General features: G+C 71.4%; 10 protein-coding genes. 3 read left to right on the top strand and 7 right to left on the bottom strand.

The window, feature by feature from the left end; genetic code table 11:
- A partial coding sequence (locus ABD151_RS05585) for a S1 RNA-binding domain-containing protein (protein WP_425571855.1) occupies positions 1-227 on the bottom strand: 227 nt, incomplete at its 3' end.
- A gap of 403 nt (positions 228-630) precedes the next feature.
- Here ABD151_RS05585 and ABD151_RS05580 point away from each other — a divergent pair.
- Positions 631-4176, top strand: a complete 3546-nt coding sequence (locus ABD151_RS05580; protein ID WP_343992150.1) for a binary toxin-like calcium binding domain-containing protein — start codon at positions 631-633, stop codon at positions 4174-4176.
- Between the two features lie 85 nt (positions 4177-4261).
- Positions 4262-5086 carry a class I SAM-dependent methyltransferase gene (locus ABD151_RS05575; RefSeq protein WP_343992148.1) on the top strand — a complete coding sequence of 275 codons (825 nt, stop codon included), beginning with the start codon at positions 4262-4264 and terminating at the stop codon, positions 5084-5086.
- Between the two features lie 2 nt (positions 5087-5088).
- Here the strand turns inward: ABD151_RS05575 and ABD151_RS05570 are convergent, their stop codons facing one another.
- The 5 genes from ABD151_RS05570 to pgfA are packed head-to-tail and all read right to left on the bottom strand — an operon-like array spanning position 5089 to position 11470.
- Positions 5089-7302, bottom strand: a complete 2214-nt coding sequence (locus tag ABD151_RS05570) for a transglutaminase TgpA family protein (RefSeq protein ID WP_343992146.1) — start codon at positions 7300-7302, stop codon at positions 5089-5091.
- Positions 7299-8447, bottom strand: a complete 1149-nt coding sequence (locus tag ABD151_RS05565; protein WP_343992144.1) for a DUF58 domain-containing protein — start codon at positions 8445-8447, stop codon at positions 7299-7301. The genes ABD151_RS05570 and ABD151_RS05565 overlap by 4 nt, the downstream gene beginning before the upstream one ends.
- A complete protein-coding gene (locus ABD151_RS05560; RefSeq protein ID WP_343992142.1) occupies positions 8447-9442 on the bottom strand; it encodes an AAA family ATPase in 996 nt (331 codons plus the stop codon). Before ABD151_RS05560 ends, ABD151_RS05565 begins: the two co-directional genes overlap by 1 nt.
- Positions 9439-10548, bottom strand: coding sequence for a hypothetical protein (locus ABD151_RS05555; protein WP_343992140.1), 1110 nt, complete (start codon positions 10546-10548; stop codon positions 9439-9441). Before ABD151_RS05555 ends, ABD151_RS05560 begins: the two co-directional genes overlap by 4 nt.
- Before the next feature lie 7 nt (positions 10549-10555).
- A complete protein-coding gene (pgfA, locus tag ABD151_RS05550; RefSeq protein ID WP_343992138.1) occupies positions 10556-11470 on the bottom strand; it encodes a cell envelope lipid trafficking protein PgfA in 915 nt (304 codons plus the stop codon).
- A 67-nt stretch (positions 11471-11537) separates the two neighbouring features.
- On the opposite strand from pgfA, the gene ABD151_RS05545 reads away from it, so the two are divergent.
- Positions 11538-12731, top strand: a complete 1194-nt coding sequence (locus tag ABD151_RS05545; protein WP_343992136.1) for an acyltransferase family protein — start codon at positions 11538-11540, stop codon at positions 12729-12731.
- Here ABD151_RS05545 and ABD151_RS05540 read toward each other — a convergent pair.
- On the bottom strand, positions 12661-13509 hold the full coding sequence (locus tag ABD151_RS05540; protein WP_343992134.1) for a 2OG-Fe(II) oxygenase: 849 nt from the start codon (positions 13507-13509) through the stop codon (positions 12661-12663). The two genes, ABD151_RS05545 and ABD151_RS05540, sit on opposite strands and share 71 nt — an antisense overlap.
- Positions 13510-13511 lie beyond the last annotated feature (2 nt).

Here is a 13511-nt window from a genome sequence, read left to right as displayed (position 1 = left end):
TGCTTGATGGAGAGCTCGCGGGAGGGGATGACACCCTCGGTCTTGTAGCCGATGTCGAGCAGGACCTCGTCGCGGTCCACCTTGACGATGGTGCCGTCGACGATGTCGCCGTCGTTGAAGTACTTGATCGTCGCGTCGATCGCGGCGAGGAAGTCCTCTTCGGACCCGATGTCGTTGATCGCAACCTGGGGCGCGTCGTAGTCCGGAAGAGCGGAGATGCTGGTCATAAGGGAAATGATTCCTTGGATGGATAGAGGTCGTACGGGCACGCCACAAGTCCCGTTTCACTACCATCGAAGGCGCGGGAGCGAACCACCGCGGGCGATAGCGAGCGAGAGTCCACTCCGTCTGGGACGCAGGCAGACTTCTGGCGCACAGTAGAGACTACGCGGGGTGGAGTTGCCGCGTCCAACCGGGTCACCCCCTCGCACTCCCCTCGTCTCCGCCGCGCCCAGCGCCGGATTTACGGCTTGTACCCAATTTGGGGGACAAACGGCCGTCACGATTCCGTCACATCGTCGTTTCCTAGGCGGGGGGACGACGTGACCGGTCACCAAATGTGGGTACGGACCGGTCAGCACCACAGGCACTCTCCCCATCCGTTCCGCACCGCGAACCAGGGAGAGTTCCATGCGCATCCGAAGAGTCGCAGCAGGCACAGCCAGCCTGTCCGTGGCAGCCGTCCTGACCTTGGCCAGCGTGCAAGCGCCGGCCACGGCCGCGCCCCTGCCGGCCGAGTACACCGCCGCCGGGCACGCCGACCTCGCCGTCGTCGACGCCAAGCTGCTCACCTTCGATCTGGCCAACATCGGGGTCGGCCACACCCAGAGCGCGGTGGACAGCACCGCGACCAGCGACAACGTGACCGGCGAGAGCAAGAACCTCGAGGCCGCCGTCGCCGGCTTCCCGATCAACCCGACCGAGATCAGCACCGCGGCCCCGGCCAGCGAGACCGACGAGTTCACCTCGCCGGCCGTCCCGCTGGCGCCCGTGCTCTCGCTCGGCGTCGCCAACGGCTACTCCGAGTCGAACTGGGAGACCACCGCCACGGGCGGCCCGTCCTGCGTCACCGACGCGGACGACGACGGCATCCGGCTGCTGTCGAAGAACAGCAGCGACCTCGCCTCGCTGGCGGTCGCCGACGTCAACGTCGGGATCTCCTCGGTCACCGTCGCCAAGGTCGACGCCTCCAAGACCACCACCGAGACCTTCCTCGACGACGCCGACGGCGACGGCCACTCCTCCGTGGTCACCCGGACCACCACCGAGCTCGGCGACATCCGGCTCTTCGACATCCTCGGCACCCAGGGCGTGGGCATCCACGTCACCGACGACGTGGTCACCACCGCCACCTCCGACGGCGTGAACCCGGGCGAGGTCACCTTCAACAACCCGACCGTCGAGGTCGTCGTTGCCGGTCAGCCGGCGCAGATCCTCAACAACGCCCCCGGCGGCAAGATCACCCTCCCGGCACTGAACGTGCTGGGGCTGGCCTCGGCCGGCATCGAGATCAGCCTGCTGAACCCGACCGACACCTCCTCGGGCACCACCGCCTCGGCGAGCCTGGACGCACTGCTCGACATCAAGGTCGACCTCGACCTGCTGCCGATCGTCCCGCTCGGCCCGCTCAACGACCTGGCCGACGTCCACCTGGCCCTGGCGCCGATGAGCGCCACCGCCTCGGCTCCGGCCGGCGGCGTGGAGTGCGGCAGCGTGGACTCCGACGGGGACGGGCTGACCGACGAGCAGGAAGTCGTGATCGGCACCGACCCGAACAACCCCGACACCGACGGTGACGGCACCGGCGACGCCGACGAGGACGCCGACGGCGACGGCCTGACCAATCTCGAAGAGGTCTCCGGCTCCGAGAACGACGCGTACGGCAACGAGCCGACCAACCCGATCGTCGCCGACACCGACGGCGACGGCCTGACCGACGGCCAGGAGGTCACCCTCACCGGCACCGACCCGAACAAGGCAGACACCGACGGTGACGGCACCAACGACTTCGACGAGGACGCGGACGGCGACGGTCTGAGCAACGGCGAAGAGGTCACCGGCTCCGAGAACGACGACTACGACAACGAGCCGACCCACCCGACGCTGGGCGACACCGACGGCGACGGCCTGGGCGACGGCGCCGAGATCACCGCCGGCACCGACCCCAACAAGGCGGACACCGATGGCGACGGTCTCACCGACGGGGCCGAGGTCAACACCCACGGCACCGACCCGACCAAGGCGGACACCGACGGGGGTGGCGTCAACGACGGTGCCGAGATCACCAACGGCACCGACCCGCTCGACGGCTCCGACGACGTCCCGGCACCGGCCGACACCGACGGCGACGGCCTCACCGACGCCCAGGAGGCCACCCTCGGCACCGACCCGACCAAGCCCGACACCGACGGCGACGGCCTCACCGACGGGGCCGAGGTCAACACCCACGGCACCGACCCGCTGAAGGCGGACACCGACGAGGGCGGCGTGGCCGACGGCGCGGAGCTCAACAACGGCACCGACCCGCTCAACCCGGCCGATGACGTGCCGGCCAACACCGACGGCGATGGCGACGGTCTCACCGACGCCGAGGAGGCCGCCCACGGCACCGACCCGGCGAACCCGGACACCGACGGCGACGGTCTCACCGACGGCGACGAGGTCGACCACCACCTCACCGACCCGACCAAGGCCGACACCGACAACGGCGGTGTGAAGGACGGCGCCGAGGTGGGCGCGGGCACCGACCCGCTGAACCCGGCCGACGACGTCGCGCCGGTCAACGACGCCGATGGCGACGGTCTCACCGACGCCGAGGAGGCCACCCACGGCACCGACCCGACCAAGCCCGACACGGACGGCGACGGGATCACCGACGGCGACGAGGTGAACACCCACGGCACCGACCCGACCAAGGCGGACACCGACGAGGGTGGCGTCAACGACGGCGTCGAGCTGGCGGCCGGCACCGACCCGCTGAACCCGGCCGACGACCTCCCGCCTGCCACGGACACCGATGGCGACGGCCTCACCGACGCCGAGGAGGCCACCCACGGCACCGACCCGACCAAGCCCGACACCGACGGCGACGGCCTCACCGACGGAGCCGAGGTCAACACCCACGGCACCGACCCGACCAAGGCGGACACCGACGAGGGTGGCGTCAACGACGGCGCCGAGCTGAACAACGGCACCGACCCGCTCGACGCCTCCGATGACGTCGCGACGCCGGCCGACACCGACGGCGACGGCCTCACCGACGCCGAGGAGTCCACGCTCGGCACCGACCCGACCAAGGTCGACACCGACGGCGACGGCCTCAGCGACGGAGCCGAGGTCAACACCCACGGCACGAACCCACTCAAGGCGGACACCGACGACGGTGGCATCAACGACGGCGCCGAGATCACCAACGGCACCGACCCGCTCGACGGCTCCGACGACATCGGCACCGACCCGGACGCCGACAACGACGGCCTGAGCGACAGCCAGGAGGCGACGCTGGGCACCGACCCGACCAAGCCCGACACCGACGGCGACGGCGTGAACGACGGCGCCGAGGTCACCGGATCGGCGAACAGCGCCTTCGGCAACCGGACGACCGACCCGCTGAACCCGGACACCGACGGTGACGGCCTCAAGGACGGCCAGGAGATCAGCGGCGCGGCCAACGTCCGCTTCGGCAACGCGAAGACCGACCCCACCGACAGCGACACCGACGGCGACCACATCGCCGACGGGCTGGAGGTGAAGGGCTTCACGATGACCCAGAAGGTGACCCGCAAGGGCGCCAAGCCGAAGGCGATCGGCAAGGTCTTCACCAACCCGCGCGACAAGGACACCGACGACGACGGCATCATCGACGGCGTCGAGCGCTCGGGCTACTTCATCAACCAGAAGGTGCTGAAGAAGAAGGGCTCCTACAAGATCGGCAAGGTGCACTCCGACCCGACCCGGAAGGACACCGACGGCGACAAGCTGGCCGACAACGACGAGCGCACCGGTCGCAAGAACGTGAAGAACGGCAAGCGCAAGAGTGACCCGACCCATTGGGACACCGACCGGGCCGGCATGAACGACGGCGCCGAGGTCAAGAAGGGCTACGACCCGAGCCGCGGCGGTCTGAAGGACGTGCGCGCCACCCGCGGCATGAAGCGGATCTCGCTCCGCTTCTGATCGGCCGCAGCCACACCAGCCCAGGGGGCGCCGGGGAGCTTCCCCGGCGCCCCTTCGGCGTCACCGCGCCGTAGAATGACTGCTCGTGGAACAGCAAGCGTTCGTGCACCCACCTGTCAGCGCGGAACGGCGGCCGGCCGACGAGACCGAGTCGCGGCGGGCCAATCAGGCCGACTGGGATCGCTACGCCGACGAGTACCAAGCCACCCACGGCGCCTTCCTCGGCGACGTCGGCTTCGTCTGGGGGCCCGAGGGCACCACCGAGGCCTCCTTGCGGATCCTCGGCGACGTGCGTGATCGCGACGTCCTGGAGATCGGCAGCGGAGCCGGCCAGTGCTCGCGTTGGGTCTGCGCCCAGGGCGGGCGCGGGATCGGCCTCGACCTCTCCTACCGTCAGCTGCAGCACTCGCGCCGCATCGACGAGGCGACCGGGGTGCTGGTCCCGTCGGTCTGCGCGACCGCGACCGCGCTCCCCTTCGCCGACCGCAGCTTCGACGTCGTCTTCTCGTCCTTCGGGGCGCTGCAGTTCGTCGCCGACGGCGAGGTGCTGCTCGGCGAGGTGGCCCGGGTGCTGCGCCACGGTGGCCGCTTCGCCTTCTCGGTCACCCACCCCACGCGCTGGATGTTCCCCGACGACCCGGGCGAGCCGGGCCTGGTGGCCAGCCAGTCCTACTGGGACCGCACCCCCTATGTGGAGGTCGACGACGCCACCGCCCAGGTGAGCTACGTCGAGCACCACCGCACCATCGGTGACTGGGTGGACCTGCTCAGCAGCGTCGACATGGCGTTGGTCCGGTTCGTGGAGCCGGAGTGGCCGGCCGACCACGACCGGGTGTGGGGCGGCTGGTCGCGCACCCGCGGACTGCTCACCCCGGGCACGGCGATCTTCGTGGCGAGGCTGCTCTCCTGAGCTCAGCCCAGGAAGGATCGCGGCCGGAACCGGGCCAGCAGCCGACGGTGCCACGGCACCGCAGCACGCTGCTGCGCCGCAACCGCGCGGACCTCGTCCCAGAAGGCGACCACCTCGGCGTCGCTGGGCCGGCGACCCCCGAAGGTGTGCGCGTCCGCGATCCTGGCCAGCCGGCCGGCCCCCAGCAACGCCTCGGCCTGCTGCGGGCGGGGCCCCGGCGCGATGGGTCGTCCCAGGTCGCCGGTCTGGTCGACGAGCTCGCGCCAACCGCCGGCGATCCGCTGCTCCGGGGTGCCCCGGGTGCGGCGCCGGTTGCGCCGCACGCCCTTGGCGGCCGGCACCGCCACCACGAGCAGCCCGAGCAGCACCGCCAGCAGCAACCAGCGCCGCGGGCGCAGAGTGTCTGCGCGCTCCTGCTCGCGCTGCTGCCGCTCGATCGCCTCGGCCAGCTGCTGCTCCGCCGCGCGCTCCGCCTCGGTGGGCACCCGCGGGGCCGGCGGGGCGAGGGTGCGCTGACGGCGGGGCTTGGCCGACACGTCCTCCTCGGGCGGACGCCGTCCCATGAAGACGCTGGTCTCCAGCGTGCGCCAGCTGCCGTCGGCGACCTGGACCTCGACCCACGCCGACACGTCGCTGCCCGCGACCACCCGACCCCGCGGGACCACGGCCCCGACCACCACGCGGGCGGGGATCCGCATCCGGTTGGCCAACAGCGCCACCAGCGCTGCGTACTGCTCGTCGTTGCCCACCATCTGCCGCGCCCGGACGAACCCGGCGTCGAGCCGCCGCTGGTCATGGCCCGGAGCGAACCGGGTCTCCCACCCGAACGCGCCGTCGCTGTAGCGGCCGCGCTGCTTGAGCGCCGCCGCGGCGTCCAGCAGGGCCGCCATTGGCGAGGGCGCCGACGCCAGCCATCCCTGGGCGAGCTCGTCGAGGAAGGCGGCCTGCTCCCAGACCTGCGCGTCGATCGGCTCGGTCGAGGGCTGCAGGTCGGCGCTCAGCGTGTCGTCAGGGAGCCGCGCGGTGAACTCGTAGTCGTCTCCCCCGTTGAGCCGGGAGGTGAGCAGCGCGGCCGACGTCGCCTGGTTGTAGCGGAGCTCGGGCCGGCGGTTGCGCTCGCCGGGCCAGTCGAACTCGATGCTCTGCAACGCCCCGGCGGTCGGGACCCAGTTGCCCCGCCACGCATCGTGCACCTTGACGCTCACCTCGACCGCGGGGCCCGACGACGGGTTGTCCAAGGTGGCGCCGACCCGCAGGTACCGGTTCTGGGAGTCGCCCGGCGAGGGATCGGCCTCGGCCCGCCACTCCCGCCCGTCGTAGTGGTCGAGCACCGCGAACCGGAGCCGCAGCCCACGCCCGCCGCGCACCGTCAGCAGCCGCTCGTCGTAGACGTTGTCGACGTACCCGGCCGGTTGCCGGGTGTAGCGGCGGAACCCGGCCAGCGGCATGGCGATGTTGCTGGTGTCGAGCCCCTCGGCGAAGCTGTCGCGCCACAGGACGCGTTGCTGCTCGGCCACCAGCACCTGCATCGAGCCCACGGCCAGCAGGACGGCCAGCGCGACCATCACCAGCCGGACCGCATCCAACATGGGCTCGCGGGTCTGGTCCTCGCCGGTGCGCCGGGCGCCCCGCAGGGCGATCCAGCCCAGCCCGATCACCGCGAAGCAGGCCCCTTCGAGCAGGTGGACGCCGTCGTCGGCGCGGCCCGAGATCAGAGCCAGCGTCCAGGCCAGGCCGGAGATGATCATCGGGAGGCCGGGCCGCTGGGTGTGCACCGCCAGCAGGGCCGGCACGCCGGCACCCAGCAGCCCGAGGATCAGCGGCACCAGCAGCACGATCCCATCGCTGTCGACCAGGGGCAGGGTCGCGGCGAGCTCGCCCCAGGACGAGAAGGTGCCACGCAGCACGTTGCCCACCGCGCTCCGGTCCGGGATCAACAGCTCGGCCCCCGACCCCGAGGAGACCAGGGGGGTCGCGAAGCCGAAGTAGACCCCGGCCAGGATCAGTCCGCCCGCCCAGCCCGGCCACTGCCAGGAGCGGGTCGCGGCAGCGATCCCGACGCCGGCCGCGATCCCCAGGCCGCCGACCACCCACCAGCCGTTGTCGGCGAAGGTGCTGCGCAGGGTGGCCAGTGCGAGCGCGGCGAGCAGCGCCGCCGCGGCGAGGTCGACCGCACGGCTGGGGACGGCGCCGGGCACCGGTGCCTCGGTCGTCACCGGGCGACCGTCTCGGCGAGGGAGGCCTCCAGCCCGGAGAGCCCGGGCACCGTGAGCACCCGCAGCGCACCGCTGACCTCCAACGCCGCCTGGGCACCCGGCGCGCACCGCAGCGCCAGGATCTCCACGCCCGCCTCAAGACCGGCGGCCAGTCCGGCGAGCTCCCGCGGCTCGGCCCGGGAGCCGGTGACCACGACCAGGGAGGCCACCTCGGCGACCAGCTCCGGGTCGCTCACCGCCAGCGCGGTCAGCGGCTGCGGCCCGGTCTCGATCCGGGTGCACGCGTCGAGGATCGCCGGCTCACCGACGCCGACCAGACGCTCCGGCCCGCACAGGAACAGCACGTCCTGGTCCGCACGCGCCGCCTGGACGCCGAGCGACGCCGCCACCGAGACGGCGAGCTCGAACTCGTCGGCGTCGGCGAAGGAGGCCGCGGCGGAGTCGAGCACGATCACCGACCGGCTCCGGCGGGTGTCGTGGTACTGGCGGACCAACAGCGTGTCGGCCTTCGCCGAGGAGCGCCAGTGCACGTGGCGAAGATCGTCGCCCGGCACGTACTCCCGCAGGGCATGGAAGGAGAGGTCGCTCATCGAGATCTCCGAGCTCGGCACGCCCTCCAGGTCACGCACGCTGCCCAGCCCGAGCAGCCGCAACGGCACCGTCACCGGGTGCACGTAGAGCTCGACCGGCTGATGGACGGTCCGCGGACGGCGGACCAGGCCGAGCGGGTCCGCGCGCAGCAGGCGGATCGGCCCCAGCACGTGCACCCCGCGGCGCTGTGCCGCCACCTCCACCCGGCGCACGATCTCGCCACCACGCGCCAGCCACGGCACCGGGGCGGAGCGGCGCCGCTGCCCCAGGTCGAGGACCGGCAGCAGCAGCGGCGCTCCGCTGCGGTGCCGCAGCCGGACCTCCACCTTCGCGGCGCGGCCGACCACGGTCACCGCCGGACGGAGCAGCACCCGGGCCTCGACCCGCGCGGGCAGGCTGACCACGAGCACCGCGAACGCGAAGAGCGCGAGCCCGGCCACCGCGATGAAGCCGAGCTCGGCCAGTCCGGTCAGCCGCGCTCCCACCAGTGCCACCAGGCTGACGCCCAGCACCGCCCGACCGGCAGGGGTGATCCGGTGCCGCCAGGACAGCATCACGCGCTCCCGAGCGCCCCGAGGCTCGGGGGCTGCACCGCGGCGAGCAGTTGCTCGATCACCGCGTCGACGGTGATGTCGGCGAACTGGGCATGGGCGTCGAGGAGCAGGCGATGGCTGAGCACCGGCACCGCGAGGTCGACGATGTCCTGGGGCACCACGTAGCCGCGGCCCTGGGTCAGGGCCCAGGTCTTCGCCACCCGGATCAGCGCGAGCCCACCGCGCGCCGAGAGCCCGAGCCGGACGTGCGGCAGGTCATGGGACTGCTCAGCGAGTCGACGCACGTACCCGGCCACCGCCCGGTCCACGCGCACCTGCCCGGCCAGCTCGCTCATCGCGAGCACCTCGGCACCGGTCGCCACCGGCGACAGCGCTGCGCTGCGGTCGCGCACGGCGGAGGAGAGCAACAGCTCCTCCATCGCCTCAGCACCCGGGTGGCCGATCGCGGTCTTCATCAGGAACCGGTCCAGCTGGGCCTCCGGCAGTCGGTAGGTGCCGGCCTGCTCCACCGGGTTCTGGGTGGCGATCACCATGAACGGGGCCGGCACCGGGTGGGTGACGCCGTCCACGGTGACCTGGCCCTCCTCCATCACCTCCAGCAACGCCGCCTGCGTCTTCGGCGAGGCGCGGTTGATCTCGTCGGCCAGCACCAGGTGGTGGAAGATCGGCCCGCGGTGGAACTCGAAGGTGCCCTTGTGCTGGTCGTAGACGGTGACGCCGGTGACGTCGGAGGGCAGCAGGTCGGGGGTGAACTGGATCCGCGAATGCGACCCCTCGATGGTGTTCGCCAACGCCCGGGCAAGCATCGTCTTGCCGGTCCCGGGCAGGTCCTCGAGCAGCAGGTGCCCCTGGGTGACCAGGCAGGTCAGCGCCAGCCGCACCACGTGCCGCTTGCCGAGCACGGCTCGCTCGACGTTGGCGGTCATCGCCTCGAAGGCGTCCGCGAACCACCGCACCTGTGCCTCGTCGTGCAGATGCTGTGTCGTCTCGGTCATGGTGTCCTCTCCCCTGCCTGGATGAGCTCATCGTGGTGACCTGCCGCTGACGCCGCGGCTCTGCGCCTGCGTGCGCGGCGCGCGTCGACGGCGTCCGCGGTGATCGGCCCGAGCACGTCGGGCACGCCGATCGCCACCGCCGCGAGGGCGATCCAGGCGAGGGCGAAGGTGGCCGGATCCGCGGTGGGCAGATGCCGGCCGGCGAGGCTGAGCACCGGCGCGCTGAGTGCGACGACCAGGTGCCAGCGGCGCCCGATCACGCCGAGGCTGGTCTCGGCCGCCCGGGCCACGCCGTTGCCGAGCGGCCTCGCCGCGCCGACGGTCAGGCCCACGCAGAGCGCCGCCACCGCGTTCAGCCCCGACCAGGCCGCCGCCACCGGAAGCTCGCCGACCACGACGACGCAGACCAGGAGGCCCAGCGCCCCGGTCACGGCCAGCGAGGCGCGCGGCCTCGGGGCGCGGAGCCCACCGGCAAGGAGCGTCCCACAGCCGCCCCAGAGCACCGCCGAGCCGGCCGCGACCGTGTCGAGCGTGGTGACGAAGCCGCCCTCACTCTCGCCCAGATGCCAGGCCCACCCGGTGCTGGCCACCGCCCCGGCGGCGAGGAGCGCGCCGATCTCCCACGGCCGACCGGCGAGGACGACGGTGAGCAGCGTGACCAGCCCCACCAGCTGCATCGCCACGCTGAGGACCCACAGCCCCGAGAGCTCGGGGGCGACCGCCAGCGGGTTGTTCGCGACGTAGGAGTTCCAGCTGAACGTCGCGATCCGCACCAGGCTCTCGCCACTCAGCGGTGCCCTCTCGTCGGTCGGGTCCAGGGCTCGTGAGGCCGCGACCACGGCGACGGCCGCCGCACTCGCGACCCAGAGGCCGACCGCCAGCGCGGCCAGCCGCCGCAGCTGCGCACGGCGCGTCCGGTGCAGCGCCGCCACGGTGGCGGAGCCGAGCGCGGCCAGGATCGCCACCACCCCGATGCTCCCGCCCCGGACCAGGAGCTCGGCCCAGCCCAGGCGGGAGAAATCGAAGAACGGCGCCACCAGGTAGCTGTGCCCGGCGACCACCAGCACGGTGGCCGCACCGAGCACCGCCAGGCGGCGCCGTTGCAACGACGGATCAGACGTGCTCGTCGGCGCGCTTCGGCGAGGCATCGTTCGACGCACCCTGGCCGCGGCGTCCCAGCACCAGGAGCACGAAGCCGGCCAGCAGGATCGGGATGCCCGCGATCAGGCCCACCAGGGGGACGACCTTGAGCGCCAGGTTGAGCAGACGACGGTTCGAGTTGGCGTCGTCGACGTTGGCCTTGACCTGTGCGTCGGTGAAGTCGAGGTTGATCTCGGCCACCGGCTCACCCTCGGTCGTGGTGCGGACCTGCTGCTCCACCTGACGGATGATCGAGCCGGTCAGCGGCTCGACGTAGAGCTCCTTGGTGGTGGAGTAGAGGCCGTCCACGCCCGCGGCGATCTCCACCGGGGTGGGCTCGACGTCGACGGTGAAGAGGTAGGTCTCCAGACCGCGGATCGTCACCGACTTCTGGTAGACCGCGTCGACCGCCTGCTCGGTGGTGTCCTCCCAGTACGGGTAGTCCTTCTTCTCCGTCTCGAACGGGAACTTGTTGACCAGGCCCTCCAGCTCGCCGGCGTCCGCCGAGACGTACTTGGACTTGTTCACCGCCATGCCGGTGCGCCGGTCGGCGGCGAAGCCACCCTCGGACGCCGTCACCAGGCGGTTCTCCGGGTCGTCCTGGGAGACGCAGTCGGCGACGTCGCCGATGTTGCGCACCACGCAGGTGGAGTTGCGGAAGACCACGACGTCGTCATCGGACTTCTCCGAGTCGACCCGGGTGATGTTGGTGGCCTTGATCGGGGACTCCTCACCGCTGATCAGGGCGGTGCCCTCGAGCCGGGTCGTGGTGTCCACGTCGAGCGGGGTGCGCAGCAGCTGCCCCGGCCAATACGTGAGCGAGAGGATCGCGATCACGACGAGAAACGCGCCGACTCCGATCAACCCGGATACAAGACCTTTACGCACGGTTTCCTCCCCAGTAACCAAGACAGTGACCGGAATGTACCAGCAGGATCGCGGTTAGAGTGCCGCCATGGCGCCAGACGTTACCGAGAAGTCATCAAACCGGCTCGCGCCTCTCGACGGCCTTCGCGGCATCGCGATCATCCTGGTGGTGCTCTCCCACGGCTGGATGCTGCAGTGGCCCCTCGACGAGATCTTCACCAACCCGTGGCTCAAGCCGTGGTTCAAGAGCGGCAACAGCGCGGTCACCATCTTCCTGGTCGCCTCGGGCTTCCTCACCTACCGGGCCCTGGCCCGCGGCGGCTCGTTGGAGGGGATGCGCCCGGGGGTGACCTTCCTGCGCCGCGTGCTCCGGGTGGCGCCCGCGGTCTGGGTGATGATGGCGGTGATCCTGCTGATCGCCTCGATCGACCCCACCGACGACTACTCCCAGGACACCAACCGGCGCAACCTGGTGCGGGTGCTCACCTACACCTGGAACTGGTTCATCCACGACTCGATCCTCGACGTCCGTGACGACCTCGGGCACCTGTGGTACCTCTCGGTCGACATGCAGGCCTTCGTGCTGATGTCCCTGCTGGCCTGGATGCTGCGACGGCGACCGCTCGGGCTGCCGGCCGCGCTGGCCGGCATCTGGCTGGTGCTGGCCTGGTGGCGCACCTACATCGCCGATCGCGAGGACCACCTGCTGGCTCTGTTGCGCACCACCGTGCGGATGGATGCCTTCGTGATCGGGATGCTCGCCGCAAGTCTGATCCCGCTGGCCGGCCAGCTGCGCGGGCACACCCGTGGGCTGCGGATCGGCACCGGGGTCGCGTTCGTGCCCCTGATCGTCTGGTGCGACGACAACGCCGCCTACCTGAGCCTGCCGGGCACCCTGCTCCAGGTGAACGCCGCGCTGTTCCTCTTCGCCCTGGTCCTCTCCACGGACCAGCCCCGACGCTCGCTCCTGGCCCTGCCCGGCCTGGTCTGGCTCGGACGCAACTCGCTGGCGCTCTACATCTGGCACGTGCCGGTCATCAAGTTCATGGTGCGCCATGCCGGCGACTGGAGCTGGCAGGCGCGCACCGCCGTGGCGCTGCTCGTGGTCGTCGGGATCTGCTGGCTCAGCGATCGGCTGATCGACCGGAAGGTGAGCACGCTGTTGGCGCGGCCCGGCTGGCGGCGCCTCGACGACGGCCTGGTGCCCGCCCTCAGCTCTTCGGTCGGCGGAGCCTGGAGATCTTCTCGAGCGCCCGGTGCACCGAAGCGTCGGAGAGGTTGAGCCGGCGCTTGAGCCTGTCGTAGAGGTCGAGCGCCATCCGGTCGGCTCCGATCGCGTACCGCTTCAGGCCGTCCTGGGGCCGCGCGCGATAGTTCGTGGAGACCCGGACCGCCTCGTCGGACTCGGTGAAGTAGTACAGCGCCATCGAGCGCCGGGCGACGTCGGGAGGACAGGTCAGCCCGTCCGGGTGGCCGTGGAAGCTGTCCGGCGAGGTGGTGAAGACCAGCATCCGGTTGGGCCCGGGGGTGACCCGGTCCTGGCAGGCCGTCATCTCGGCGTCCCACAGCTCGAGCTTGCCGCCCCACTCGTCACGCCACTCCTCGTTGAGGTAGAGCAGGATGTTCACCCGCCGCACCCAGTTCTGGCGCACGTGGTGGGTGGTGAAGTCGGCATGGATGTTGAGGTGCCCGTCGCGCAGGGTCTGGTGCAGGCCTCCGCCGTCCATGCTCCAGTCCGGGAGCAGCCCCTCGATCCCGGTCAGCCGCTCCAGGAAGGCGACGAACTCGGGCGAGGTGAACTCGCGCGCGATCCCCTGCAGTGTCGGGCCCCAGCTGTCGGGCTCGGTGTTGGAGTACTTCGTCTCGTTGACGTGGATGAAGCCCTTCCAGAACTCGTCGCCGATCGCCGGGAACTCGGCGACCGCCCCGGCGAACGCCTCCGGCGTCAGCACGTCGTCGATCACCACATGCGGAAACGGCGCCGCCTTGGCGTACTCCGCAGCGAGAGTGTCGACGTCGGCGTGCAGCGGGGCGAGATCAACGAGTCGATCGGCAGTCATGG

The sequence above is a fragment of the Nocardioides dubius genome (genome assembly GCF_039528155.1).
In the GTDB taxonomy this organism is placed as follows: domain Bacteria; phylum Actinomycetota; class Actinomycetes; order Propionibacteriales; family Nocardioidaceae; genus Nocardioides; species Nocardioides dubius.
Note: the sequence above shows the minus strand (reverse complement) of the source record. Positions and strands in the feature narration are given on the sequence as shown.